The organism is Conexibacter arvalis, from assembly GCF_014199525.1.
GTDB lineage: Bacteria > Actinomycetota > Thermoleophilia > Solirubrobacterales > Solirubrobacteraceae > Conexibacter > Conexibacter arvalis.
In genome coordinates this window covers 217,123-241,779 of the sequence record NZ_JACHNU010000001.1, presented here as the reverse complement: position 1 = coordinate 241,779, position 24,657 = coordinate 217,123, and the positions used below count along the sequence as shown (strand labels likewise).

23 protein-coding genes are annotated in these 24,657 nt (G+C 74.8%); 15 read left to right on the top strand and 8 right to left on the bottom strand.

Annotated features, from left to right (window positions below):
• Positions 1-265 precede the first annotated feature (265 nt).
• The 5 genes from BDZ31_RS01135 to BDZ31_RS01115 form a co-directional block, all read right to left on the bottom strand.
• A complete protein-coding gene (locus BDZ31_RS01135; protein ID WP_183338170.1) occupies positions 266-973 on the bottom strand; it encodes a FadR/GntR family transcriptional regulator in 708 nt (235 codons plus the stop codon).
• A 55-nt stretch (positions 974-1,028) separates the two neighbouring features.
• Positions 1,029-2,471, bottom strand: coding sequence for an aldehyde dehydrogenase family protein (locus BDZ31_RS01130; protein WP_183338168.1), 1,443 nt, complete (start codon positions 2,469-2,471; stop codon positions 1,029-1,031).
• Between the two features lie 125 nt (positions 2,472-2,596).
• Positions 2,597-3,706, bottom strand: a complete 1,110-nt coding sequence (locus BDZ31_RS01125) for a phosphotransferase (RefSeq protein WP_183338166.1) — start codon at positions 3,704-3,706, stop codon at positions 2,597-2,599.
• Positions 3,703-4,905 carry an acyl-CoA dehydrogenase family protein gene (locus tag BDZ31_RS01120; protein WP_183338164.1) on the bottom strand — a complete coding sequence of 401 codons (1,203 nt, stop codon included), beginning with the start codon at positions 4,903-4,905 and terminating at the stop codon, positions 3,703-3,705. Before BDZ31_RS01120 ends, BDZ31_RS01125 begins: the two co-directional genes overlap by 4 nt.
• Positions 4,902-5,696, bottom strand: coding sequence for an SDR family NAD(P)-dependent oxidoreductase (locus tag BDZ31_RS01115; RefSeq protein WP_221242773.1), 795 nt, complete (start codon positions 5,694-5,696; stop codon positions 4,902-4,904). The genes BDZ31_RS01120 and BDZ31_RS01115 overlap by 4 nt, the downstream gene beginning before the upstream one ends.
• A 151-nt stretch (positions 5,697-5,847) precedes the next feature.
• Here BDZ31_RS01115 and BDZ31_RS01110 point away from each other — a divergent pair, with 151 nt between their 5' ends.
• The gene (locus BDZ31_RS01110; protein WP_183338162.1) at positions 5,848-6,504 is read left to right on the top strand and encodes a TetR/AcrR family transcriptional regulator; all 657 of its coding nucleotides are present in this window, start codon (positions 5,848-5,850) and stop codon (positions 6,502-6,504) included.
• 17 nt (positions 6,505-6,521) lie between these two features.
• Here the strand turns inward: BDZ31_RS01110 and BDZ31_RS01105 are convergent, their stop codons facing one another.
• Both BDZ31_RS01105 and BDZ31_RS01100 read right to left on the bottom strand, forming a co-directional pair.
• A complete protein-coding gene (locus BDZ31_RS01105) occupies positions 6,522-7,379 on the bottom strand; it encodes an alpha/beta fold hydrolase (RefSeq protein WP_183338160.1) in 858 nt (285 codons plus the stop codon).
• Complete coding sequence (locus tag BDZ31_RS01100) at positions 7,376-8,389, bottom strand: amidohydrolase family protein (protein WP_183338158.1); 1,014 nt, start codon at positions 8,387-8,389, stop codon at positions 7,376-7,378. The genes BDZ31_RS01105 and BDZ31_RS01100 overlap by 4 nt, the downstream gene beginning before the upstream one ends.
• A 264-nt stretch (positions 8,390-8,653) precedes the next feature.
• Between BDZ31_RS01100 and BDZ31_RS01095 the strand changes: the two genes are divergently transcribed.
• From BDZ31_RS01095 to BDZ31_RS01030, 14 genes are all read left to right on the top strand, one after another.
• Positions 8,654-9,238 carry a TetR/AcrR family transcriptional regulator gene (locus tag BDZ31_RS01095; RefSeq protein ID WP_183338156.1) on the top strand — a complete coding sequence of 195 codons (585 nt, stop codon included), beginning with the start codon at positions 8,654-8,656 and terminating at the stop codon, positions 9,236-9,238.
• A 332-nt stretch (positions 9,239-9,570) separates the two neighbouring features.
• Complete coding sequence (locus BDZ31_RS01090) at positions 9,571-10,410, top strand: SDR family NAD(P)-dependent oxidoreductase (RefSeq protein WP_183338154.1); 840 nt, start codon at positions 9,571-9,573, stop codon at positions 10,408-10,410.
• Positions 10,411-10,412: 2 nt separating this feature from the next.
• Positions 10,413-11,825 (top strand): 3-oxoacyl-[acyl-carrier-protein] synthase III C-terminal domain-containing protein, encoded by a 1,413-nt coding sequence (locus BDZ31_RS01085; protein WP_183338153.1) that lies wholly within the window; start codon positions 10,413-10,415, stop codon positions 11,823-11,825.
• Positions 11,825-13,024: an acetyl-CoA acetyltransferase gene (locus BDZ31_RS01080; protein WP_183338151.1), complete on the top strand. Its 1,200-nt coding sequence runs from the start codon at positions 11,825-11,827 to the stop codon at positions 13,022-13,024. The genes BDZ31_RS01085 and BDZ31_RS01080 overlap by 1 nt, the downstream gene beginning before the upstream one ends.
• 1 nt (position 13,025) lies before the next feature.
• On the top strand, positions 13,026-13,817 hold the full coding sequence (locus BDZ31_RS01075; RefSeq protein ID WP_183338149.1) for an enoyl-CoA hydratase/isomerase family protein: 792 nt from the start codon (positions 13,026-13,028) through the stop codon (positions 13,815-13,817).
• A gap of 65 nt (positions 13,818-13,882) precedes the next feature.
• Entirely contained in the window at positions 13,883-15,502 is a 1,620-nt protein-coding gene (locus BDZ31_RS01070) for an AMP-binding protein (RefSeq protein WP_183338147.1), read from the top strand.
• Positions 15,499-16,416: an SDR family NAD(P)-dependent oxidoreductase gene (locus tag BDZ31_RS01065; protein WP_183338145.1), complete on the top strand. Its 918-nt coding sequence runs from the start codon at positions 15,499-15,501 to the stop codon at positions 16,414-16,416. Before BDZ31_RS01070 ends, BDZ31_RS01065 begins: the two co-directional genes overlap by 4 nt.
• Positions 16,417-16,425: 9 nt before the next feature.
• Positions 16,426-17,631: an ABC transporter substrate-binding protein gene (locus BDZ31_RS01060; protein WP_183338143.1), complete on the top strand. Its 1,206-nt coding sequence runs from the start codon at positions 16,426-16,428 to the stop codon at positions 17,629-17,631.
• 9 nt (positions 17,632-17,640) lie between these two features.
• Complete coding sequence (locus tag BDZ31_RS01055) at positions 17,641-18,504, top strand: branched-chain amino acid ABC transporter permease (RefSeq protein WP_183338141.1); 864 nt, start codon at positions 17,641-17,643, stop codon at positions 18,502-18,504.
• Positions 18,501-20,345, top strand: coding sequence for an ABC transporter permease subunit (locus BDZ31_RS01050; RefSeq protein WP_183338139.1), 1,845 nt, complete (start codon positions 18,501-18,503; stop codon positions 20,343-20,345). The genes BDZ31_RS01055 and BDZ31_RS01050 overlap by 4 nt, the downstream gene beginning before the upstream one ends.
• Positions 20,342-21,097 carry an ABC transporter ATP-binding protein gene (locus BDZ31_RS01045; RefSeq protein WP_183338137.1) on the top strand — a complete coding sequence of 252 codons (756 nt, stop codon included), beginning with the start codon at positions 20,342-20,344 and terminating at the stop codon, positions 21,095-21,097. The genes BDZ31_RS01050 and BDZ31_RS01045 overlap by 4 nt, the downstream gene beginning before the upstream one ends.
• Positions 21,094-22,269, top strand: coding sequence for an acetyl-CoA C-acyltransferase (locus tag BDZ31_RS01040; RefSeq protein ID WP_183338135.1), 1,176 nt, complete (start codon positions 21,094-21,096; stop codon positions 22,267-22,269). Before BDZ31_RS01045 ends, BDZ31_RS01040 begins: the two co-directional genes overlap by 4 nt.
• Positions 22,270-22,296: 27 nt before the next feature.
• Positions 22,297-23,058: an SDR family NAD(P)-dependent oxidoreductase gene (locus BDZ31_RS01035; protein WP_183338134.1), complete on the top strand. Its 762-nt coding sequence runs from the start codon at positions 22,297-22,299 to the stop codon at positions 23,056-23,058.
• A complete protein-coding gene (locus BDZ31_RS01030; RefSeq protein WP_183338132.1) occupies positions 23,055-23,876 on the top strand; it encodes a crotonase/enoyl-CoA hydratase family protein in 822 nt (273 codons plus the stop codon). The genes BDZ31_RS01035 and BDZ31_RS01030 overlap by 4 nt, the downstream gene beginning before the upstream one ends.
• An 81-nt stretch (positions 23,877-23,957) precedes the next feature.
• Here BDZ31_RS01030 and BDZ31_RS01025 read toward each other — a convergent pair whose 3' ends face one another.
• Positions 23,958-24,626, bottom strand: coding sequence for a TetR/AcrR family transcriptional regulator C-terminal ligand-binding domain-containing protein (locus BDZ31_RS01025; protein WP_183338131.1), 669 nt, complete (start codon positions 24,624-24,626; stop codon positions 23,958-23,960).
• Positions 24,627-24,657 lie beyond the last annotated feature (31 nt).

Below are 24,657 nucleotides of genomic sequence, written 5' to 3'. Positions count from 1 at the left end.
CTGTCGACCGCCGCCGTGCGCCCATCGTGCTCCCTCTCCGCTCGGGCGGGCCGCGACGAACGCGCCCGCCAATTGGCATGAGGTTTATACCATTGATGCTTTATGGCCGCGACCCCCGGGATCGCGAAGGCGGCCCGGCCGGCGGGCGGCGAGCCGGCGCGGAGGGATGCGGACGGGCGGCGCGGGGTGTGGACGGGCGGCGCGCGGAGGGCTGCGGGCGGCGCGCGGAGGGCTGCGGGCGGGCGGCGCGGGGCGTGGGCGGGCGCTAGCCGAGGACGGCGTCGAGCTCGCGCTCGGTGGCGCGGACGTGCGCGGCCATCGCGCGGCCGGCGGCGGCCGCGTCGCCTCTGCGCAGCGCGGCGAGGACGCGCTGGTGGCCGCGCAGCGTCGCGGCGCGGATCAGCTCGTACTCGATCGCGTCGAGTGGCAGGAACATCGCCGCGCGCGCGTCCTCGACCGCCTTGCGCAGCAGCTCGCAGTCGGCCGCCTGGGCGATCGTCAGGTGGAAGGCCGAGTCGGCCTGGCGGAAGGCGCCGATCGCCTCGGCCGCGCGCAGCTCGGCGATCGTCCGCTCCAGCTCGTCGAGCTGCTGCGGCTCGATCCGCGTCGCCGCCCGCTCGGCCGCCAGCCGCTCGTTGACGAGCCGGAACTGGAGCAGCGCGACGATCTCGTCGCGGCGCTCGCGCACCTGCTCGAGCAGCTGCTCGCGCGGCACGCCGTGGCCGAGCACGATCACGCCGCCGGTCGCGCCGCGGCGGGTCGTCAGGTAGCCCTCGCCCTCCAGCACGCGGATCGCCTCGCGCAGGGTGACGCGCGAGACGCCGAGCTGGGGGGCGAAGGTCCGCTCGGGCGGCAGCTTGTCGCCGGGGGCGTAGCGGCCGAGGTGGATCGCGCGGCGCAGGTGGTCGACGACGACGGCATAGGCCGGCGCGACGACCAGCGGCTCGCCGTCGGATTCGGGGCTGGAGGGCATTGGCCTGCAGTCTGGTCCGCTGACCCGCAGTCGCCGCGCGGTCGGCCGGCGCCGGTCACAGCGGCAGGGAGGGGTCCTCCTCGCCGACGATCCGGCTGCCGCGGAAGGCCTCCAGCACCTGGCGGGCGCCGTGCGCGCCGAGCCCGCTCGTACCCCAGAACGACTGCGTCGAGCCGGGCGCGAGGTCGACCAGGTTGGTGCCGCCGATCCGCACCTCGCCGGCGTGCAGCCGCCGCCCCAGCGCGAAGGCCCGCTCGCGGTCGCCGGCGAAGACGTAGCCGGCGAGGCCGTCGCCGTTGGCGTTGGCCAGCCGCACCGCCTCGTGGTCGTCGGCGACCGGGTGGACGGTGACGACCGGACCGAAGATCTCCTCGCCGGCCGCCGCGGGCGGGGCCCCGACGACGATCGCGGGGCTGAGGTGGAAGCCGTCGCCCTCCGGCGCCGGCGACGGCGTGAGCGCCTCGCCGCCGAGCGCCGCCACCTGCGCGCGGACGCGCGCGAGGTGGTCGCGGTGGGCGAGCGGGCCGACGTCGGTCGCCTCGTTGCGCAGGCTGCCGACCGTCCGGCCGGCGAGCGCCGCCTCCAGCGCGGAGACCAGCTCGTCGTGGCGCGCGGCGGCGACGAGGATCCGCCGCGGCGCCTCGCACCACTGGCCGTTGAGCTTCGTCATGCCGGCGGCGAGCGCCTCGGCCGCGGCGCCGAGGTCGGCGTCGTCGGTGACCAGCGCCGCGTTGGTGCCGCCCAGCTCGAGCTGCAGCGGAACCATCCGCGCCGCCGTCGCCGCCGCGACGGCGCGGCCGGTCGCCTGCCCGCCGGTGAGCGCGACGACGCGCACCCGCCGGTCGCCGAGCAGCCGCTGCGCGACCTCCGGGCCGCCGTGGACGATCTGCAGCGCGCCGGGCGGCAGCTCGGCCTCGACGGCCGCCTCGGCGAGCGGGCGCGAGAAGGAGGGCGCCAGCTCGGAGGGCTTGAGGATCGCCGGGCAGCCGGCCGCGAGCGCGTTGGCGAGCTTGCTCGCGGCGGCGGCCGCCGGGGCGTTCCACGGCGTCAGCAGCAGCGCCGGGCCCCACGGCAGCCGCAGCACCTCGACCCGCCGGCCGCCGGCCTCCAGCGGCCGCGCCTCGCCGGCGGCGCGCGCCTCGGCGGCCGCGGCCCGCAGCGTGCCGGCCAGCGAGCCGGCGATCGCGCGCGTAATCGCGAGTGGCACGCCACTGTCGAGTGCGTCGAGCAGCGCCAGCTCCTCGGCGCGGGCGGCGAGGCCGTCGGCCAGTCGCTCCAGCGCCGCGGCGCGCGCGTCGACCGGCAGCCCGCTCCAGCCGCCGTCCTCCCAGGCGCGGTCGGCGGCCGCGAGCGCCAGCTCGACCGCCTTGGGGGCGCTCGCCCGCTGCGGTCCGAGCGCACTGCCGTCGTCGGGGTCCTCGAGCAGGCCGGGGAGTCGCTCGGCGGGGGTGGCGATGCGGCCGTCGATGAGCTCGAGCGGGTTCGCGGGCGTGACCACGGGCAACCTTCCTGGTTCGCTGGGGCGATCGTGCGGCCCGCGATCGCCGCGGGCCGCACGGAATGGATCGCAGAGTAGCGCTTTGATGCTTTGGTGTGGCGCCGGCTCACCGCGGGGCGCGGCGATCAGCCGGCGGCGATCCGTCGTGCGGCGGCGCGCGCGAGCTGCGGGACGCCCTCGGCGAGCGTGCCGAAGTAGGGGTCGTCGGTCGAGCCTGCGAGGTAGCGGGAGTAGCTGCACTCGAGGAAGATCGCCGCCTTCCAGGTCGCGAGCGTCTCGTGCCAGGCGAGCCGCTCGAGGTCGCGGCCGGTGCGGCGGGCGTAGCGCTCGCGCAGGTCGTCGCGGCTGGAGAAGCCGGGCAGCCGGGTCGCGGCCGACAGCGCGAGCATCGGCGTCTCGTCGTCGCCGGGCTCGGCCCAGGTCGCGGTCAGGTAGCCGAGGTCGGCGAGCGGGTCGCCGAGCGTCGCAAGCTCCCAGTCGAGGATCGCGGCGAGCCGCAGCTCGTCGCTGCGCTCGAAGACGACGTTGCCGAGCCGGTAGTCGCCGTGGACGAGCGTCGCGGGCCCCGAGTCGGGGAGGTGCTCCTCCAGCCAGCGGGCGGTGCGGTCGAGGTCGGGCAGGTCGCGCGTCGCGTACTGCGCCCACAGCCCGCGGAAGCGGCGCAGCTGGCGGGCGAGGTAGCCCGCTCCGCGGCCGAAGCCGCCGAGGCCGGCCGTCTCGACGTCGACCGCGTGCAGTTCGGCGAGCGCGTCGACCAGCTCCGCGCCGAACCGCCCGCGCTGGCCGGGGGCGTCGAGCGCGGGCGGCAGGGTCGGCCCGGCGACCGCGCCGGCGACGTGGCCCATCACGTAGAAGGGGACGCCGAGGATCGACTCGTCGTCGCAGATCGCGAGGATCTCGGGCACGCGGGCGTGGCCAGCCAGCGCACGCTGCAGGCGCGCCTCCCGCACGACGTCGTGCGCTGAGGGCGGCAGCGGCGGCCGGGGCGGGCGCCGCAGCACGACGTGAGCGTCGCCGCGCCGCAGACCGTAGGTGACGTTGGAGTGGCCGTCGCCGATCGGCCGCGCGTCGATCGGGCCGCTGCCGATCCGATGCGCGTCGAGGAAGGCGGCGAGCGGTTCGAGCACGAGCAGCGGTGGACGCGGCAGCCCGCGCGCCTGCGCGGCGGTCGCGACGACGTCGTCGGTCGCGACCGCGCGCCTCCCGTCGCCCGGGGGCGGGGTGCGCCGGCTCACGCCGTCGCCTCCGCGCGCGCGGCGGCGCGCTCGCGCAGCGTCCGTCGGGCGATCGACCAGTGGTGGGTCTCGGTCGGGCCGTCGTAGATCCGGAACGGCCGCACCTCGGCGAGGTAGCGCGCCAGCTGCGTGTCGCCGGAGATCCCGAGCGCGCCGCAGATCTGCACGGCGCGGTCGACGACCCGGTCGACGGCCTCGGCGACGTGCGCCTTGGCGATCGACGACTCGCGGCCGCCCGAGCGACCCTGGTCGAGCACCCATGCGCACCGCGCGATCAGCAGGCGGCTGGTCTCGATGTCGATCACCGATCTGGCGATCTTCTCCTGCACCATCCCGAGATCGCCGAGCCGGGCGCCGAACGCCTCGCGCTCGGCTGCGCGGTCGAGCGCGGTGTCGAGCGCGCGGCGGGCGATCCCGAGCCAGCGCATGCAGTGGGTCAGGCGCGCGGGGGCGAGACGCACCTGCGCGTAGCGGTAGCCCTCGCCGACCTCGCCGAGGACGGCGTCGTCGCCGACGCGGCAGTCGTCGAAGACGACCTCGGCGTGGCCGCCGGGGAAGCTGCGGTCGATCGCGTCGACGATCCGCTCGATCCGCATCCCGGGGTTGTCGGCGTCGACGAGCAGCATCGTCGCGCCCCTGCCTGCCTCGATCTGCTCGGACGTGCGCGCCATGCAGATCGTGAAAGCGGCGCCCTCGGCGCCGGTGATGAACCACTTGCGGCCGCTGATCGACCAGCCGCCGTCGACGCGGCGCGCCTCGGTCCGCAGCATCGACGGGTCCGAGCCGGCGCCGGGCGCGGGCTCGGTCATGGCGAAGCACGACCGCATCCTGCCCTCCGCCAACGGGCGCAGGTAGCGCTCGCGCTGCGCCGCGTCGGCGACCCTGGCGAGCAGGTGGAGGTTGCCCTCGTCGGGCGCGGCGCAGTTGAGCGCCTGCGGGCCGAGGAGGGAGTAGCCGGCCTCCTCCAGGACCACCGCCTGCGCGCGATGGTCCAGGCCGAGACCGCCGTACTCGGCCGCGACCGTGGGGGCGAACAGGCCGGCGGCGCGCGCTGCTTGTTGCAGCTCGGCGCGCAGGCCGTCGTCGAGCCCGTGGCCGGTGGTGTCGCGCGCCTCGGCCGGGATGACGATCTCGCGCACGAAGGCCGCGACGCGATCGCGCAGCTCCCGCAGCTCCGGTGAGATGGCGAAGTCGGTCATCGTGCGGTCCATCCTCCGTCGATCGAGAGCGTCGTGCCGGTGATGTAGCGGGCGCTGTCGCCGGCGAGGAAGAGCACGGCGGGCACGACCTCCTCGACGGTGCCGAAGCGGCCGATCGGGATGCGGTCCAGCAGCGCCTGCGACCAGCGGTCGTGCGCGCGCAGCCCGCTCGTCATGTCGGTCTCCAGGTAGCCCGGCGCGACCGCGTTGACGCGTACGCCGCGCGGCGCCCACTCGACCGCCAGCGTACGCGTCAGCGCCTCCAGGCCGCCTTTGCTGGCGCTGTAGGCGGCAAGCCGCTCGTGGCCGGAGACGCCGTGGACGGAGGAGACGTTGACGACCGCCCCGCCGCCATCGGCGGCGAGCAGCTCCAGCGCCCGCGCCTGAGCGAGGAAGGCGCCGGTCAGGTTGACGTCGAGCACCTCGTGCCACTCGTCGGTCGGCACGGTCTCCGCATGTCGGAACGACGGGCTGACGCCGGCGTTGTTGACGAGCACGTCGAGCCGTCCGGTGTACGCCTCGATCGATGCGATCGCATCGGCCAGGTCGTTCTCGCTCGCGACCGAGCCGGGCGCGAGATGGATCGTCCCGCCCGCGGCGCGGACCTCCGCGGCGAGCTCGTGGAGCGCGTCGGCGGAGCGCGCGGTCGCGACCACCTCGGCGCCCGCGTCGGCGAACGCGCGCACGAGCGCGCGGCCGAGGCCGCGGCTGGCGCCGGTCACCCACGCGACCCTGCCGGCGAAGCCCGGCTCGCGATCGGCCACCGCGCTCGTCGTGGTCCAGGAAGTCAACGGGTCCCTCGCTTCATCTGCTCTCTCCAGCACAGGCTAATGATGATTCGTCAGTATGCCGTACGAGCTCGCTGATCGCCGCATTGACGGCCGATTCACGATTCGTCGATGGACGGTTTTGCGCCCATCCGGCGGCCGGTAGACTGGCGCGATGCCCGCGCACGCGACGCCCTCCGAGGTTTCGGCCACTCCACGTCGCGACGACATCCGTGCGGCCGCCGTGCGGCTGTTCGCCGAGCGCGGCTACTACGGGACCGGGATGAGAGACATCGCGGAGGCGGTCGGGATGCGCGCCTCCAGCCTCTACAACCACGTCGATTCCAAGCAGACACTGCTGCGCGAGATCATGGTCGCGACGATGGCGACGCTGCTCGACGAGCACGAACGCGTGCTGCGGACCACCGACGACTGCGCCGAGCAGCTGCGCCGCTCGATGGAGGCCCACGTCCGCTACCACGCCCGCCATCCGCTCGAGGTGCAGGTCGGCAACCGCGAGATCGCGAGCCTCGACGAGCCGGCCCGCGGCGAGATCCGCGAGCTGCGCCGCCGCTACGCACAGAGCTGGCAGGCGCTGATCGAGCGCGGCATCGCGGAGGGCCGCTTCGAGACGGCGTCGGCGCAGCTGTCGACCTACGCGATCCTGGAGATGGGCATCGGCGTCTCGCTCTGGTACCGCGAGGGCGGGCCGCTGGGCGAATCCGAGGTCGCCTACCACTACGGCGACATGGCGCTGCGGCTGGTGCAGGCGGCGGCCCCGCGCCCGCGGCGCCGCGCGGCGCCGAGATCGCGCGGAGCCGCCGGCGCCTGACCGCGCCGCCGCGGCGCTCAGGCCGCGACGAAGGCGCGGATCTCCTCGTGCAGCCGCTCGGGTCTGTCGAGCGGCAGCGCGTGGCCCGCACCCTCGACGTCGACCAGCCGCGCGTCCCGCAGCAGCCGCGCGGCCTCGACGAGAGAGGCGCGCGGCACGAGCCTGTCCTCGAGCCCGTGGACCAGCAGCGTCGGGCAGGCGATCCGCGGCAGTAGCGGCCGGTGGTCGATCCGCATCCGGCTCCAGCCATAGGAGGCGATCTGCCAGTCGTCGAGCAGCAGCTCGCCGTGTTCGCGCTTGGCGCGCAGCTCCCGCTCGGCGAGCGCGACGATCGCGTCGAAGTCGGGCGCGCGCTCGCCGGCCGGCAGCGCGCGGGCGAGGCCGGCGCGGACGCGCGCCGGCGGATAGAGGCGGGTGAGCAGCCGCAGCATGCCGGGCGTGCGCATCGTCAGCCAGGTCGTCCGCTGCCAGGCGCGGCGGCCCTCCATGCCGCCGGGGTTGATGAGCACGAGGCGGCTGACCCGGTCGGGGCGCGCGGCGGCGTAGCCGGCGGCGACCCCGCCGCCCAGGGAGAGGCCGGCGATCGCGGCCCGCTCGAACCTGCAGTGCTCGAGCACGGCGTCGACGCAGCTCGCCAGCGCGGCCTGGTCGAGGAAGCCGTACCACGGGCGGCTGCCGCCGTGGCGCGGCCAGTCCGGCGCGACCACCTGGAACGCATCCGACAGCGCCGGGATCACATTGCGCCACAGCAGTCTCGCGGTGTCGAGCATCGCGCCGTGCAGCAGGAGCAGCGGCGGCCCGGCGTCGCCGGCCCGGTGGATCGCCAACGGGCCGCCGGGCAGCTCGATCCGGTCGGTCGTGATCGTGGCGCTCATCGCACCGCCTCCTGCGCGCGGGCGGAGGCGGGCGGCGCCTCGCCGGGAGGCAGGCCGAGCACCCGCGCGGCGTTGTCGTGCAGCCAGCGGCGCGCCGTGCGATCCCCGATCCCGAGCTGCTCGACCTCGTCGGCCAGCTCGCGGATCGAGCAGTCGTGGACCCAGCTCATCGTCCCGAACAGGACCTTCGAGCGGATCGTCGTCGCACCGTGCGCCAGCAGCGGCTCCCAGCCGGACCCGGCGATCGCCATGCGCGCCGGGCGGTGGCTGGAGATCTCCAGGTGGACGTTCACGTGCCGCTGGCAGATCGACACCATCTCCAGCACCCACGGCCAGCCCCCGTGGCCGGCGATCAGCGTCAGCTGCGGATGGTCGCGCGCGATCGCGTCCAGCTCGCGCCAGGTGCAGTGGTCGGGACGGTGGCGGGAGGAGAGGTTGTGCCCGGTGTGGATCCACAGCGGCACGCCGAGCTGCTCGGCCTCGACGTAGACGGCGCGGCTGGCGGCGCCGAGCGGATCGGCGTCGTCGAGGAAGTGCGTGATCGCGGCGCCGCGCATCCCGAGCTCGCCGACGCAGCGGCGCAGCTCTCCGACGGCGTCGCTGCCCTCCCGCAGCGAGAGCCCCGCGAACGGCACCAGCCGCCCCGGCGCCTCCGCGGCCAGCGCGGCGACGCGATCGTTGATCGTGCCGTCGCCGCTCGCCAGCTCGGCATGGCCGCCGGCGATCACCTGCGCGCGCACGCCGTCGCGGTCGAGGGCCTCGACGTGGGCCCGCACGTCCGCGTCGAGCGTCCCGGCGGCGATCAGCAGCTCCGCGGCCGCGACCGGGTCGCGGCGCGCGGTCTCGGCGACGACGCGCGGGTCGAGGCCGGCGAGGACGGCGAAGCGGCCGGCGAAGACGGAGAGGTAGGCGGGCGTGCGCGCGGCGAAGGTCCGCAGGTACGCCTCCCAGCTCGGCGCGTCGTAGAGGATCCCGCACACGTCGATGACGGGGGTGCGTTCGTGGGGCACGCGCATTCCTTTCGTGTGGACGTCACGCAGGGCAGCTGCCTGTGCGCTCGTTCAGGTCGAGCGCGCGCCGCTATTATATGAGCACTCATTCACCTAGTTCGAGCGGCGGGTCGCTCCCCGCGCGGAGGAGGCGTCGCCGCCGCCGGCGGCGAGGGCTAATCTCTCCTGCCGTCGCCGAGCGCCGGATCGGCGGCGGAGAGGAATTCCTTGGCCCAGCGAAGAACAACCAGCCCGCCCCGCGCCGTCCGCCTGAGAGCGCCCGAGATGCGGGCCCGCCTCGAGGACGCGGCCGTCGAGCTGTTCCACCGCAAGGGGTTCATGGCGACGAGCGTGAGAGAGGTCACCTCGGCGGTCGGCGTGACCGTCGGCGCGCTCTACAACCACTTCCCCTCCAAGGAAGCGCTGCTGCACGCGATCATCAGCAAGGCCCACAGCGACCTGCTGCGGCAGCTGCGCGCGGCGGTCGAGGGGGTCGACCGCCCGGCCGAGGCGCTGCGCGAGTTCGTCGAGACCTACGTGCTCTTCTACACGCGCTTCCCACGCGAGTCGCGTGTCAGCGTGCGCGACATGGAGTTCCTCCCTCCAGGTGACCTTGAGCAGATCGCCGAGGCCCGTCGCGCGACGCGCCGTCTGCTGCAGGACGTGCTGGAGCAGGGCGTCGAGGTCGGCGAGTTCGCCCTGCTCGACAGCGCCGACATGCCGCCCCAGCGGGCGACGGCGATGGCGATCATGGACATGTGCGTGATGGTGACCGAGCCGTACTGGCTGCAGGCGTCGCTCTCACCGCGCCGCATCGCCGACCTCCACGTGCAGCTCGCGCTGCGCATGGTCGGCGTCGTCGACCGCTGACCGCCGCCGCGCGGCCGCAGCGCTGAGGCGAGTGCGCCGGCGCACGACCGCGGCGCGCCGATTCGCCGGCTCGCGCCTCGCCGGCACGTCCCTCGCCGCACGTGCCCCCGCCGCCGCGCCTGCCGCAGGTGCTCCGGCCGCACTCGCACCGGCTGCACGCGCCCGCTGCACACTCGCCCCGCCGTACTCGCCCGCGCCTCGCGCGCCGCGCCCCACGTGCCGACGGCGCGCTGCCGTCGCGCCTCGTTCCGACCGGACGGCTTGACAGGTCGCCGAGCGCTCGTCTATCTTCGTCGCGAAGTAAATGAGCATTCATTGACTTGGGAGAGCAGATGCGGTTCGAAGGAAAGGTCGCGCTCGTCACCGGCGGCGCGTCAGGCATCGGCGCCGAGACGGCCGCCAAGCTCGCGTCGGAGGGCGCGCGCGTCGTGATCGCCGACCTCGACGGCGAGGGCGCCGAGCGGATCGCGGCCGAGCTGCGGTCCGGCGGCGCCGAGGCCGTCGGCGTCGCCTGCGACCAGACCGACGAGGCGCAGGTCGCCGCGCTCTTCTCCGAGACGGTCGGCCGCTTCGACCGCCTCGACGTCTGCCACGCGAACGCCGGCTGGTGCCGCGTCGGCCCGGTGCTCGACGTCTCGGCACGGACGTGGCGCCGTCACTTCGACGTCAACGTCACCGGCACGTTCCTCGTCTGCCAGGCGGCGGCCCGCCGCATGGCGCAGTGCGGCAACGGCGGCTCGATCGTGATGACCTCCTCCTCCGGCGCCGTCCAGCCGGCCGCCTTCTTCTCCGCCTACTGCTCGGCGAAGGCGGCGCTGAACATGCTGACCGCCGTGATGGCGTACGAGCTCGGCGTCCACCGGGTCCGCGTCAACGCCGTGATGCCCGGCGTCACCGAGACCGCGATGACCGCGGACCTGCTGGCGACCGGCGCGCGCGAGCTGTTCGAGCGCGAGGTCCCGCTCGCCCGCCTCGGCCGCCCGGCCGACATCGCCGACGCCGTCGCCTTCCTGGCGAGCGACGACAGTGCCTACATGACCGGGCAGAGCCTGCTCGTCGACGGCGGCGGCGGGATCGGCGCGAGCTGGTTCGTGACCGACTTCCGCGCGCGCGGCAGCGCCGACTGGAGACTCCGCCACGAGGCGCTCGCCGCCGCGGCCGAGGCAGCCTGACCGTGGCCGGGGTCATCAGCTACGGGACCCATGTCCCGGTCCACCGGCTCGACGCGGCCGCCGTGCGCGCGGCGCACGGCGCCGGTGGCGGCCAGGGCCGCCGCGCCGTCGCCTGCTTCGACGAGGACACGACGACGATGGGCGTCGAGGCGGCCCGCCGCGCGCTCGCCGGCGACCTGCTCGCGCCGTCGTGGATTTGGTTCGCGACGAGCCGCCCGGCCTACCTCGAGAAGACCAATGCCGCCGCGATCCACGCCGCGCTCGGCCTGCCGCGCGACGTCGGTGCGACCGACGTCGCCGGCGCCGTCCGCTCCGGTGCCGGAGCGCTGCGCGCCGCGCTCCAGTCGCCCGCTCCCGCGCTCGCGGTGCTGTCCGACATCCGCGTCGGCGCGCCGAACGGGCCCGACGAGCTCGGCGGCGGCGACGGCGCCGCCGCATTCGTCGCGACCGGCGGCGACGAGCCGGTCGTCGCGGAGCTGATCGGCAGCGGCGCGGCGACCGAGGAGCATCTCGACCGCTGGCGGCTGCCGGAGGCGGCCGTGCCGCGCCGGTGGGAGGAGAGCTTCGGGGCGAAGATCTCTGCCGGCCTCGCCGCCGACGCGACCGCGACGGCGCTCGCCGCCGCGGGCGTCGCCGCCGACGACGTCAGGCATCTGGTCGTCGCGGCCGCCAACCCGCGCGCCCGGCGTGCGGTCGCACGGGCCGCCGGCGTTCCTGCCGAGGCGCTCGTCGACCTCGCTGGCGAGATCGGCGCGGCCGGCGCGGCCGACGCCGGCCTCGGACTGGTGGCGGCGCTCGATCGCGCCGCGGCGGGCGAGACGATCGTCCTGCTCGCCGTCGGCGACGGCGTCGAGGCGCTCGTCTTCCGTGCGACCGAACTGCTCGCGGAGCGGCGGGCGCAGGCCGCCGATCCGCTGGCGCGCCAGCTCGCGGCGGCGCGGGAGGGCCTCCCGTACGGGCGCTACCTCTCGTGGCGGGGGCTGATCGACGTCGAGCCGCCGCGCAAGGCGGCGCCCGCGCCGCCGGCGGCGCCGGTCGCGCATCGCCGCCGCGCGTGGAAGTTCGGCATCGAGGCGACCCGCTGCCGCGCCTGCGGCACGCGCCAGCTGCCGCCCCAGCGCGTCTGCCACGCCTGTCGCGCCGTCGACAGGATGGACCGCGAGCCGATGCGCGAGGTGCGCGGGAGGCTCGTCGCGCACACGGTCGACCGGCTCGCCTGGTCGCCGAGCCCGCCGGCTGTCTTCGGCGTCGTCGACTTCGACGGCGGCGGGCGCGCCGAGCTGGAGCTGACCGAGACGGCGCCGGAGGACCTCGTGCCCGGCCGGCGCGTCGCGCTGACCTTCCGCGTGATGGCGACGCGCGATGGACAGCACAACTACTTCTGGAAGGCGCGCCCCGTCATGGAGGAGGACTGATGGCCGCGAGAGGGATCGGCGGTCGCGTCGCGATCGTCGGGATGGGCTGCACGAGCTTCGGCGACCTGCCCGGCAGAGGCGTCGACGACCTGCTCGTCGACGCGGCGCTGGAGGCGGTCGCCTCGACGCGGCTGGAGATCGGCGACGTCGACGCCTTCTGGCTCGGCACGTACGCCTCCAGCGTGGCGGGAACGACGCTCTCCAAGCCGCTCAAGCTCGACGGCAAGCCCGTCAGCCGCAACGAGAACTTCTGCGTCACCGGCTCCGACGCGTTCCGCAACGCCTGCTTCGCGGTCGCCTCCGGCGCCTACGACGTGGCGATGGCGATCGGCGCGGAGAAGACCGGCGACACCGGCACCGCCGGCGTCCCCGGCACCCCGCCGCCCGGCGACGGCACGCTGCTGGAGATCACGCCGCCCGGCCTCTTCGGCTACCTCTCCGACGGCTACCTGGCGGCGTACGGGATCAGCCCGGAGGAGCTGAAGACGGCGCTCACCCACATCTCGTACAAGAACCACGCCAACGGGGTCGACAACCCGCGCGCCGCCTACCGGCAGCTGATCAGCAAGGAGCGGATCGCGAGCACGCCGAACCTCGCCGGCAACCTCAGCCTGCTCGACTGCGGCGGCCTCACCGACGGTGGCGCCGCGGCGATCGTCTGCCGCGCCGAGGACGCTCACAGGTACACCGACACGCCGATCTACGTCCACGGCATGGGGATGGCGGTCGGGCCGGGCACCGGCGCGATCGACCCCGCCTACGACTACACCGGCTTCCCCGAGGTCGCCGCGGCCGGCCGCGAGGCGTACCGGCAGGCGGGCGTCACCGACGTCCCCGCGCAGATCGGGATGGCCGAGGTCCACGACTGCTTCACCGTCACCGAGCTGGTGCTGATGGAGGACCTCCAGTTCACGCCGCGCGGGACCTCGTGGAGAGCGGTCCTCGACGGCGCCTTCGACCGCGACGGCATGTTGCCGGTCAACCCCGACGGCGGATTGCAGTCGTTCGGCCACCCGATCGGCGCCTCCGGCATCCGGATGCTGTTCGAGTGCTGGCTGCAGCTGCGCGGCGAGGCCGGCAGACGGCAGCTCGACCTCGACGGCAGGTTCGCGATGACGCAGAACCTCGGCGGCTGGCCGGGCGAGTGCGTCGCGTTCGTCTCGGTGCTCGGCGGCGAACGCGCGGCGGAGGTCGGCTGAGATGGACGAGGTGCTGATCGAGGAGCGTCGCGGCGGCGAGCTCCGGCTGACGCTCAACCGCCCCGAGCGGTTGAACGCGATCGACCACGCGCTCGGGATGGCGCTGCTCGGCGCGCTCGACCGCGCGACCGACGACCCCGAGGTGCGGGTCGTCGTGCTCGCCGGCGCCGACGGCGCCTTCTGCGCCGGCGACGACCTCTCGTCGCTGGAGCGGTCGCTCGACGGCGAGTACCGCGACGCGCCGTTCTTCCACGGCACGCGCGACACGATCTACACGCGCATCGTGCACGCGATCTACCAGTGCCCGAAGCCGGTCCTCGCCGCGCTCGGCGGCGTCTGCGCCGGCGCGGGCACGGAGATCGCCTGCGCCGCCGACATCCGCCTCGCCGCCGAGCGGGCGCGGATCGGCAGCCGCCTCGTGCGGATCGGCCAGGTCGGCAACGCGATCGCGCTGCCGCGCGTCGTCGGCCCGGCGCGCGCGGCCGAGATCTACATGACCGGCCGGCTCGTCTGCAGCGCGGAGGCGCTGCGGATCGGGCTCGTGCACGAGGTGCTCGCCGACGACGCTCTCGACGCACGCGTCGACGAGCTCGCCGCGCAGCTCGCCGCATCGGCGACGAAGGCGATCGGTTTCTACAAGCAGCTGCTGCTGCGGACGTGGGGCGAGAGCCCCGCCGTCGGGCTGCGGATGCAGGACGACGCTCACCGCGCGACGGTGACGGAGATCGAGGACGGGGCGGAGGGCGTGCGCGCCTTCGCGGAAGGCCGCCCGCCCCGGTTCACGGGCCGCTGAGGCGGCCCTCGGAGAAGGCCGGCCGCCCGCGCGGCGGCACGGCGCGAGAGGAGAGAAGGAGCGCGATGCAGGTGCAGATTCCCGCCCGGGAGCGGTGCGTCATCCCGCACATGCTCGCCCGGCGGGTGGCGGCGGACCCGAACGAGGTGTTCGCGGTCTTCGACGACGGGACGCAGTGGACGACAAGACGGACGCGCGACGAGGCGCTCGCGGTCGCCGCGGGCCTGCGGGCGCTCGGCGTCGCGGCCGGCGACGCCGTCGTCTCGTGGCTCCCGAACGGGCAGGACGCGCTGCGCACCTGGTTTGGCGTCAACCAGCTCGGCGCGGTCTACGTGCCGGTCAACACCGCATACCGCGGGCGGATGCTCGAGCACGTCCTGCGGGACGCCGACGCGCGCGTCGCGATCGTCCACGCCGACCTGCTGCCGCGCCTGCACGAGGTCGCGCTCGGCGCCCTCGAGCACGTGGTCGTGGTCGGCGGCGCGGGCGAGGCGCCTGCGTCGGTCGAGAGCTGGGACGGCGCCGCGCTGCGCATCCACCCGGTCACCGACGACCTGCTCGACAGCCCCGCCCAGCCGTGGGACCCGTACGCGATCATCTACACCTCCGGCACGACCGGCCCGTCGAAGGGCGTCGTCTGCACCTATCTGCACGTGTGGGCGACCGGCGCGCTGACCTTCTCGGAGCTGTTCTCGGCCGGCGACCGCTACCTCGTCAACCTGCCGATGTTCCACGCCGGCGGCACGATCGGCGTCGTCGGCTGCCTGTGGCTCGACGGCGGCTCGGTCGCGATCGTCGACCGCTTCGACACCTCCCGCTTCTGGGAGGTGATCCGCCGCGACAGGGTCACCGTCTGCACCCTGCTGGGCGTGATGGCCAACTTCCTGCTCGCGCGCGAGCAGGAGGCCGACGATCCCGACAACCCGCTGCGGCTGGTCTTCATGATCCCGCTCGTCGAGGACGCGCTGCGGTTCGGCGAGCGGTTCGCCTGCGACGTCTACACCGGCTTCAACATGACGGAGGTCAGCTGCCCGCTGATCTCCGCCCGCAACCCGACGGCGACCGGCTCGTGCGGCAGACCGCGCGACGGCGTCGAGGTGCGGCTCGTCGACGACCACGACGTCGAGGTCGCGCCCGGCGAGGTCGGCGAGCTGATCGTGCGCACCGAGATGCCGTGGACGCTGACGCTCGGCTACTGGCGCAACCCGGAGGCGACCGCGCGCGCGTGGCGCAACGGCTGGTTCCACACCGGCGACGCCTTCCGCGTCGACGCCGAGGGCAACTGGTACTTCGTCGACCGCATGAAGGACGCGCTGCGGCGGCGCGGAGAGAACATCTCGTCGTTCGAGGTCGAGGCCGAGGTGCTGGCCCATCCCGCCGTGCAGGAGGCGGCGGTCGTCGGCGTCCCCAGCCCGCACGGCGAGGACGACGTGCTCGCCGTCGTCGCCTGCGCGCCCGGGATGACCGTCGACCCCGAGGAGCTGCTGCGCTTCCTCGTCCCGCGCCTGCCGCACTTCATGGTGCCGCGCTACGTGCGCGTGCTCGGCGAGCTGCCGAAGACGCCGACCAACAAGGTCCGCAAGCACGAGCTGCGCGACGCGGCGATCACCCCCGACACGTGGGACCGCGAGGCGGCCGGCATCGTCGTGCGCCGCTCCGGCGTCGAGACGCGGGAGGGGAGATGACCGTCCGCTTCGACGGGAGGGTCGCGCTCGTCACCGGGGCCGGCCGCGGGATCGGCCGCGAGCACGCGCTCGAGCTGGCCGCGCGCGGCGCGGCGGTCGTCGTCAACGACCTCGGCGGCGGAGCCGACGGCAGCGGCGCCGACGCGGAGCCCGCGCACGAGGTCGCCGCGGCGATCCGCGCCGCCGGCGGGAGGGCGATCGCCAACCTCGACAGCGTCGCGACGCCGGAGGGCGCGGCCGCGATCGTCGCCGCCGCCGTCAGCGCCTTCGGCCGCCTCGACATGGTCGTCAACAACGCGGGGATCACGCTCGGCGACTGGCCGACGATGGTCGACGTCCACCTCTCCGGCACCTTCTACGTCTGCCGCGCGGCGTGGCCGCTGATGGTCGCGCAGGGCGGCGGCCGGATCGTCAACACGACCTCGGCCGCCGGCCTCTTCGGCCTGACGGTCGACGGCCCGCACGGCCTCGACTTCTTCGCCTACGGCGCGGCGAAGATGGGGATCGTGGGGCTCACGCGCGGCCTCGCGATCGAGGGGCGCCCGCACGGCATCCGCGTCAACGCGATCTCGCCGGTCGCGCACTCGCGGCTGACCGCGTGGTACCCCGACCCGCGGGTGGTCGCGTGGATGGAGCGGCACTTCCCGGCCGCCAAGGTGGCGCCGGCGGTCGCCGCGCTGCTGCACGACGACTGCCCGCTCAGCGGCGAGACGTTCTCGGTCGGCGGCGGGCGGATCGCCCGCGTCTTCGTGGGAGAGACGCCCGGCGTCTCCGACGTGGAGCCGACCGCCGAGCGCGTGCTCGCGCAGCTGGACGACGTGACCGACACGGAGGGCTTCTTCGTGCCGGTCGACACCGCGGACGAGATGCGCGCCTATCGCGATCTGCTCGTCCGCAGAACGAGTGGCTCCTGAGGAGGAGAGATGAGGAGAGTGCAGACCAGGATCGCGCTGGCGCTCGCGGCGCTCGCCGCGGCGTTGCTGCTCGCCGCGTGCGGCAGCAGCGACGACGGCGACGGCGCGACGACCGCCGGCAGCGGCAGCGGCGGCGGCACCTTCAAGGTCGGGTACCTTGGGCCGATCGCCGGCCCGCTCGCGTACCTGACCGAGGGCGACCTCGCCGGGCTGAGAACGTACCTCGACGGCGTCAACGCCGACGGCGGCGCGAACGGCCGCAAGATAGAGCTGGTCGTGCTCGACGACCAGGCGAAGCCGGACACGGCCGCCACGCAGTACCGCCAGCTCGTGCGCGACGGCGTCGGGGTCGTCGCCGGCATGCCGATCAGCACCACCGGCGAGGCGCTCGTGCGCGACACCGACCGCAACGAGGTCGCGCTGCTCGGCTATGGGCTCGTGACGGAGACGCTGATGGCGAGCCCGTACAGCTTCACGACCGGCTGGACGCCGGAGCAGTACGTGCAGGCCGTCGCCGAGTTCGTCGAGAGCCGGGAGCTCGGCGACGGCGCGAAGCTCGCGTTCGTCGGCTCCGAGACCCCGGCCAGCAGAGAGGCGGCGCGCCTGATCGCCGAACACGGCAAGGAGAGCGGCGCATGGAGCGTCGTCGGCGAGGCGTTCCTGCCCGCGACGCTGACCGACGTCAACCCCAGCCTCGCGCCGATCGCGCGGCAGAGACCGGACGCGATCGTCCAGTGGACGCCGTCGCTGCCGATCATCGCGGCCGCGTACAGAGCGCAGGGCATGACCGACGTGCCGATCCTCGCGCCCTACTACACCGACGAGGTCCAGGGCGCGGCGCTGAGGCTGCCGAACTACTACTACCCGCAGCTGTTCGTCTCGCCGGCGAGCAACGACCCCGGCGTGAGATCGATCGCTCTCGCGGCCGCGAGAGCCGGCGCCGGAGGCGCGCAGGACAAGCCGTACTTCGGCTTCGGCTACGCCGCCGGCGCGCTGATCGCGGCCGCGCTCGAGCGCTGCGAGGGCGACTGCGACGGCGCCGCGTTCGCCGCGGCGCTGCGCGAGACCGACACCGAGGTGAGGGGCTTCAGCCACGGCCAGTTCGGCTTCGCGGGCGGCAGCAGGGTCGCGTTCACGTCCGCGCGCTGGATGCACTTCGACCCGCGCGGCGGCTACGCGACGAGACCCGTCACCGACTGGTTCGACGTCGACTAGGAGACGACGATGGTCCTCGACGTCCTCGTGGGCTCGCTGCGCGACTGGAGCCTGTTCTCGCTGGCGGGGCTCGCCTTCGTCCTGGTGTTCAAGACGACCGGCGTGTTCAACCTCGCGCAGGGCCACCTGATGCTGCTCACCGTCTACGTCGCGTACAGCCTCCAGACGGTGATCGGCAGCTCGTGGGTCGTGCTGCTGTGCGTGCTCGCGATCCAGGTGCCGCTCGGCGTCGCGCTCGGCGTGCTGCTGCGCCAGTCGGTCAAGCGGCGGTCGCTGTGGGCCGCCGCGGTGGTCACGCTCGGGCTCGGGATCGCGCTCGAGGGCGTCTTCTCGTGGGTGTGGGGGTCGGGCAGCTACCAGCTCGCCTCCCCGCTCCCCGAGTCCTACCTCTCGATCGGCGGAGCGCGCCTGACCGTGCTCGAGCTGGCGCTGGTCGGGCTCGCGCTGGCCGCGATGGCGGCGACGCTGTCGTGGCAGAAGTGGACGCGCGCCGGCCTCGCGATCCGCGCGGCCAGCGCCGACCCGCTGCTGGCGAGCCAGACCGGGCTGCGGGTCGAGCGGATCTTCCTCGTCGCCTTCTGCAGCGGCGCGGTGATCGCGGCGATCGCTGCGATGGGCTACGGCTACCGGCTCGGCGCCAGCTCGACGCTGATCATGATCGGGCTCGGCGCGCTGTCGCCGGCCGTGATCGGCGGGCTCGACAGCCTCGGTGGCGTCTTCGCCGGGGCTGCGCTGGCCGCGCTCACGCTCCAGGTCGCCGCACAGCTGCTCGGCGGCCAGGCGGCGACCGTCGCGCTGTTCGCGCTCGTCCTGCTCACGCTCACGATCCGGCCGAGCGGCCTGTTCGGGACCCAGACGGTGCAACGGGCATGACGGTGCGACGGGTCTCCCTGGCGGCGTTCGCGGCCGTCCTGCTGGCGCTGCCCTTCGCCGGCAGCGACCGCTGGCTGAGCATCGTCGTGCTGGCGCTGTTCGCGGTGCTCGGCGCGCAGGCGCTGAACGTGATGGTCGGCCTGGTGGGCCAGGTCAGCATCGGCAATGCCGCCTTCCTCGCGATCGGCGGGTTCACCGCCGCGCTGCTCGACGAGCAGGCGGAGACGGGCTTCGTCCTCGCGTGCGCGGGCGCGCTGCTGGCGGCCGGGGTCGTCGGCGCCGTCGCGAGCATCCCGGCCTTCCGGCTGCGTGGCTTCTACCTCGCGGTCAGCACGATCGCGCTCACCTACGCGGTGCTCTACGTCGCCGCGGAGGTGCAGAACCACGAGGTCGGCGCGAGCGGCTTCCGGATGCCCTACCCCGAGCTGCTCGGCGTCTCGCTTGACAGCGACGTCGCGTGGTACTGGCTGCTGCTGCCGCTCGCGGCGATCGTGACGCTCCTCTTCCACCTCGTCACGCGCAGCTCGCTCGGGCGGGCGGCCCAGACGGTTCGCGACCACGAGCAGATCGCCCCGGTCTTCGGCGTCTCCACGCGCTGGATGAAGACCGCGGCGTTCGCGATCTCGTCGGGGATCATCGGGCTGGAGGGCGCGCTGATGGCCTACTACGTCGGCACCGTCCACGTCGAGAACTACACGCTGCTGATCGCGATCGAGTACCTCGCGATGGTCGTCGTCGGCGGGCTCGGGTCGGCGATCGGGGTGGCGCTCGGCGCGCTGCTGATCACCGCGCTGCCGTTCCTGCTCGACGACGGGCTGCGGGCGATCGGCGGCACCGCGCTGAGCGCCCGCACCTCCGACCTCACGCTGATCGTGACCGGCGCGGTCATCATCGGCTGCCTGCTGTGGCTGCCGGGCGGGCTGATCTCGCTGCCGGCGAGGGTGGGCGCGGCGATCGCGCGGATCGGCCGGCGGGGCGGCAAGCCGACGGCGGAGGCCCCGGCCGACGTCGCGGTCGTGCGCGAGCCGGCCGCGGTGTCCCGGCCGGCGGCGGCGCCCGCGACGGTCTCGTCCGCGGCCACGGCCGGCTCGGGAGGAGACGACCCGCTGCTCCAGGTGACGGGACTGACCGTCACCTACCCGAACGGAGTGACCGCCGTCCGCGACGTCGACCTGCGCTGCCCGAAGGGGTCGGCGACGCTCGTCGTCGGCGCCAACGGCGCCGGCAAGACGACGCTGCTGCGCGCGCTCACCGGCACGCTCACGAGCGAGAAGATCGCGACCTCGGCGGAGCTGGACCGCTACCGCGGCGAGACGCTGCTGCGGCGCTCGCCCGACGAGCTGACGGCCGCGGGCATCGCGCTCGTGCCGGAGCGGACGAAGGTCTTCCCGGGCCTCACCGCCGCGGAGAACCTCGATGTCGTGCCGCGCCGGATCGCAGCCGGCGCCGACCGGTTCGTCACCCGCGACGACGTGCTCGAGTTGCTGCCGCGGCTGGCCGCGGTCGCCCGCACCGACGCCGCGCTGCTCAGCGGCGGCGAGAAGCAGATGCTCGCGATCGGCCGGGCGCTGCTGACGCAGCCGCGGTTGCTCGTGATCGACGAGCTGTCGCTCGGGCTCGCGCCGGCGATCGTGCGCGACCTGCTCGAAAAGGTCGCGACGATCCGCGGCGAGTTCGGCGTGACGGTGCTCATGGTCGAGCAGGCTGTCCGCGCCGCGCTGCCGGTCGCCGACCGGGTCGTGATGCTGCGCCACGGCGCGGTCGTCGCCGACCTGGCGGCCGACCAGTGGACCGATGCGAGCGAGGCCGCCCTGATCGGCGGCGGGGAGGTCGTGCGATGACCGACGACGTGCTGCTGCGCGTCTCCGGCGTGACCGTCTCGTTCGGCGGCGCGCCGGTGCTCGCCGACGTCGGTCTGGAGGTGCCGCCGGAGGGCTTCGTCGGCCTCGTCGGCCCCAACGGGGCCGGCAAGACGACGCTCATCAACGCGATTTCGGGCCTCGTGCGCGCGAGCGCCGGGGAGGTCGTGCACGACGGCCGCGACGTGCTGCCGCTGCCGTCGCACCGTCGTGCGGCGCGCGGCATCGGCCGCACCTTCCAGCAGGCGCAGCTGCTCGACGGCCTCACCTGCCTGGACAACGTGCTGCTCGGCGGCTTCGCGTGGGCGCCGTGGCTCGGCTGGCTCGCGCCGCGGCGGCGCGCGCAGGTGCGCGAGCTGGCCGAGCAGGCGCTCGCGGACGTCGGCCTCGCCGACCTGCGCCACCACCCGGTCGCGGACCTGCCGTTCGGCGTCCGCCGCCGCGTCGACCTCGCCCGCGCGCTGCTGATGAGACCGCGGCTGCTGCTGCTCGACGAGCCGCTCTCCGGCCTCTCGAGCGCGGAGCGCGGGGCGATGGCGGAGCTGCTCGCCGGCCTGCCGGCCTCCGGCGTCGCGGTGCTGATGGTCGAGCACGACGTCGACTGGGTGCGCAGGCTCTGCGCGCGCGTGGTGGTGCTCGATTACGGCGTCAAGCTCGCCGACGGCCCGCCGTCGGTGCTCGACCAGCCGGCCGTCAGAGAGGCATATCTCGGAACCGCACAGGAGGATCAGTGAACGCTGCCGTGATCGTGGACGTCGTCCGCACGCCGTCCGGAAAGGGGAAGCCCGGCGGGGCGCTGTCGGAGACTCATCCGGCGACGCTGCTTGCGACCGTGCTCGCCGCGCTGGTGGAACGGACGGGAGTCGACCCCGCGCTCGTCGACGACGTGATCGCCGGCTGCGTGTCGCAGAGCGGCGAGCAGGCGCTCAACGTCGGCCGCACGGCGCTGCTGGCGGCCGGCTTCCCGGAGTCGGTCCCGGCGACGACGATCGACCGCCAGTGCGGCTCCAGCCAGCAGGCGGTCCACTTCGCCGCGCAGGGCGTGATGGCCGGCGCCTACGACGTCGCGATCGCATGCGGCGTCGAGTCGATGAGCCGGGTGCCGATGTTCTCCAACGCGCAGGGGGCGGAGCCGCAGGCGCCGTTGGCGGCGCGCTATCCCAAGGGCCTCGTGCAGCAGGGCATCTCCGCCGAGCTGATCGCGGCGCGCTGGGGGCTGGAGCGGGGCGAGCTGGACGAGTTCTCGGCGCGCTCACACGAGCTCGCGGCGGCGACCGCTGCGGCCGGCGGCTTCGACGGCGAGCTGGTCCCGGTCGCGCTCGACGGGCGCGCATTCACCGTCGACGAGACCGTCCGCGCCGGGACGACCGCAGAGGGCCTGGCGGCGCTGCGGCCGGCCTTCCGCACCGACGAGGCCGCGGCCCGCTTCCCCGAGGCGGCGTGGCGGATCACGCCGGGCAACTCGTCGCCGCTGACCGACGGCGCGTCGGCGGCGCTGATCGTGAGCGAGCGGAAGGCGCGCGAGCTCGGCCTGCGGATGCGGGCGCGGGTGCGCGCCTTCTCCGTCGTCGGCAGCGACCCGTTCCTGATGCTGACCGGCGTCGTGCCCGCGACCGAGCGGGCGCTCGCGCGCGCCGGCCTCGGGATCGGCGAGATCGACGCCTTCGAGGTCAACGAGGCGTTCGCGCCCGTGCCCCTGATGTGGCAGCGCGAGACCGGCGCCGACCTCGCGCGCGTCAACCCGCGCGGCGGCGCGATCGCGCTCGGCCATCCGCTGGGCGCTTCCGGGACGCGGCTGCTGGCGACGCTCGTCGGCCACTTGGAGGCGACCGGCGCCCGCTACGGGCTGCAGACGATGTGCGAAGGCGGCGGGATGGCGAACGCCACGATCGTCGAGCGCATCTAGAGAGACACGAGAGAAGGCAGGAGAGCAGTGCAGATCGCAGACAACGGCGCGCTCGTGACGGGCGGCGCCTCCGGCCTCGGGCTGGCGACGGTGGAGCGGCTCGTCGCCGCGGGCGCGAGCGTGACGATCGTCGACCTCCCGTCCTCGGACGGCGCCGCGGTCGCCGAGCGACTCGGGGAGCGCGTCGCCTTCGCGGCCGCCGACGTGACCGACGAGGCGCAGGTCGCCGCGGCGGTCGAGACCGCGACCGGGCTCGGCCCGCTGCGCGCGGTCGTCAACTGCGCCGGCATCGGGCCGCCGAGACGGGTCGTCTCCAAGCGCGGGCCGATGCCGCTGGAGGAGTTCCGCCGCGTCGTCGAGATCAACCTGATCGGGACGTTCAACGTGATCCGGCTGGCGGCGCCGGCGATGATCGCGACCGCCCCGCTGGGCGAGGAGCGCGGCGTGATCGTCAACACCGCGTCGGTCGCGGCCTTCGACGGCCAGGTCGGCCAGGCCGCCTACTCGGCCTCCAAGAGCGGCGTCGCCGGGATGACGCTGCCGATCGCGCGGGAGATGGCCGAGCACCTGATCCGGGTCGTGACGGTCGCGCCCGGCCTGTTCGAGACGCCGCTGTTCGCGACGCTCTCCGACGAGGCGATCCGCTCGCTCAGCGCGCAGGTGCCGCATCCGAGCCGGCTCGGCCGTCCGCAGGAGTTCGCGGCGCTCGTCGAGGCGATCGTCGCCAACCCGATGCTCAACGGCGAGACGATCCGCCTCGACGGATCGATCCGGATGGCGGCGCGATGAGCCGGGCCGTGGAGACGCCGCGCGGCGACGCCGTCGACGCGCCCGCGGCGCGATTGGAGCGCCGCGACGGCGTCGGCGTGATCACGCTCGACCGGCCGCGCGCGCTCAACGCCGTCAACGCGCAGTTGTCGGCGGCCGTCGGCGAGGCGCTCGAGCAGCTCGACGCCGATCCCGAGCTGCGCGTCGGGGTCGTGACCGGCGCCGGGCGGGCCTTCTGCGCCGGCGCCGACCTCAAGGAGCTGGCGGCCGGCCGCGACGTCCACGCGCCCGGGCATCCGGAGTGGGGCTTCGCCGGCATCGCCGAGCATTTCGTCGAGACGCCGCTGATCGCCGCCGTCAACGGCTTCGCGCTCGGCGGCGGGACCGAGATCGTGCTCGCGTGCGACCTCGCCGTCATGTCGGAGGAGGCGTCGCTCGGGCTGCCGGAGGTGAGGCGCGGGCTGATCGCGGCCGCCGGTGGGCTGCTGCGGCTGCCGCGCCAGCTGCCGCCGAAGGTCGCCGCCGAGGCGCTGCTGGCCGGCGGTCCGATCGACGCCGAGACGGCGTTGCGGTGGGGGCTCGTCAACCGCGTCGTGCCGGCGGCCGAGGTGCTCGACGCAGCGCTGGCGCTGGCGCGGGAGATCGCCGCCAACGCACCGCTCGCGGTGCGCGCTAGCAAGCGGATCGCGCACCGCTGGGCCGGCGACGGCAGCGACTGGGACCGCGGTGACTGGGCGCGCGTGTCGCGCGCCTTCGACGCGCTGCAGGCCAGCGACGACGCGCGCGAGGGCGCGCGGGCCTTCGCCGAGAAGCGCGCGCCGCGGTGGACCGGCGCGTAGCCGCTCTGCGGCGACCCGGCGCTGCGGCGCGTCCTCCCGCGGGCGCCACGGGGTGACCGCGGCCCCGTCGCCGCTCGCCGCTCAGGCGTGGAGGTGGTGCATCGCCGAGCCGGCGTCGCTCGCGCGGCTGTGCGCGAGCAGGCGGTCGTAGTCGGCGGCGAGGCCCTGGAGCAGCGTCTCGACGGTGCGCTCGGTCTGCTGGTCGTCGATCGGGGCGTGGCCGAACAGGACGCGGTAGTGGACGAACGAGGCGATCAGGTCGACGACGAGGTCGCGGTCGGCCGCCTCGCGCAGGTCGCCGCGCTCGTACGCGCGCTCGAGCGTCTGCGCGACGGCGGCCCGGGGCGGCTCGAACAGCGTCTCCATGAAGGCGTCGCGCAGCGCGCGGTCGGCGGCGCAGTCGGCGAACAGCGGCGCGAGCACGCCGGGCGGCATCCGGCGGAAGGCGGCCGCGAACAGCTTCAGGCTCTCGTCGAGGTCGCAGAGCGTGCAGCCGGTGTCTGGCGCCGCGAGCGTGCCGAGCCGTGAGGCGAGCGCGGCGAGCACGAGCTGCTGGCGGCCCGGCCAGCGGCGGCGGATCGCCGGCTTCGTCGTGCCGGCCCGCCGCGCGACGTCCTCCATCCGCAGGCCGCCGTAGCCGTCGTCGGCGAGCGCGGCGAGGGTCGCCTCCAGCACGGCGGCGTCGATCGCCGGGTCGCGCGGGCGCCCCACGCGCTCGATCGCGGCGCGGCTGTCGCGAGCGGTCGGCACGCGGCCATCGTAGCGAAGTTTCGTTGCGGAC

Coding starts and splice junctions, on each gene's coding strand:
- BDZ31_RS01075 (WP_183338149.1), top strand. CDS start 13,026: ATGGACGAGGTGCTGATCGAGGAGCGTCGCGGCGGCGAGCTCCGGCTG.
- BDZ31_RS01060 (WP_183338143.1), top strand. CDS start 16,426: ATGAGGAGAGTGCAGACCAGGATCGCGCTGGCGCTCGCGGCGCTCGCC.
- BDZ31_RS01065 (WP_183338145.1), top strand. CDS start 15,499: ATGACCGTCCGCTTCGACGGGAGGGTCGCGCTCGTCACCGGGGCCGGC.
- BDZ31_RS01105 (WP_183338160.1), bottom strand. CDS start 7,379: ATGAGCGCCACGATCACGACCGACCGGATCGAGCTGCCCGGCGGCCCG.
- BDZ31_RS01120 (WP_183338164.1), bottom strand. CDS start 4,905: ATGACCGACTTCGCCATCTCACCGGAGCTGCGGGAGCTGCGCGATCGC.
- BDZ31_RS01080 (WP_183338151.1), top strand. CDS start 11,825: ATGGCCGCGAGAGGGATCGGCGGTCGCGTCGCGATCGTCGGGATGGGC.
- BDZ31_RS01070 (WP_183338147.1), top strand. CDS start 13,883: ATGCAGGTGCAGATTCCCGCCCGGGAGCGGTGCGTCATCCCGCACATG.
- BDZ31_RS01110 (WP_183338162.1), top strand. CDS start 5,848: ATGCCCGCGCACGCGACGCCCTCCGAGGTTTCGGCCACTCCACGTCGC.
- BDZ31_RS01030 (WP_183338132.1), top strand. CDS start 23,055: ATGAGCCGGGCCGTGGAGACGCCGCGCGGCGACGCCGTCGACGCGCCC.
- BDZ31_RS01045 (WP_183338137.1), top strand. CDS start 20,342: ATGACCGACGACGTGCTGCTGCGCGTCTCCGGCGTGACCGTCTCGTTC.
- BDZ31_RS01050 (WP_183338139.1), top strand. CDS start 18,501: ATGACGGTGCGACGGGTCTCCCTGGCGGCGTTCGCGGCCGTCCTGCTG.
- BDZ31_RS01095 (WP_183338156.1), top strand. CDS start 8,654: ATGCGGGCCCGCCTCGAGGACGCGGCCGTCGAGCTGTTCCACCGCAAG.
- BDZ31_RS01055 (WP_183338141.1), top strand. CDS start 17,641: ATGGTCCTCGACGTCCTCGTGGGCTCGCTGCGCGACTGGAGCCTGTTC.
- BDZ31_RS01090 (WP_183338154.1), top strand. CDS start 9,571: ATGCGGTTCGAAGGAAAGGTCGCGCTCGTCACCGGCGGCGCGTCAGGC.
- BDZ31_RS01135 (WP_183338170.1), bottom strand. CDS start 973: ATGCCCTCCAGCCCCGAATCCGACGGCGAGCCGCTGGTCGTCGCGCCG.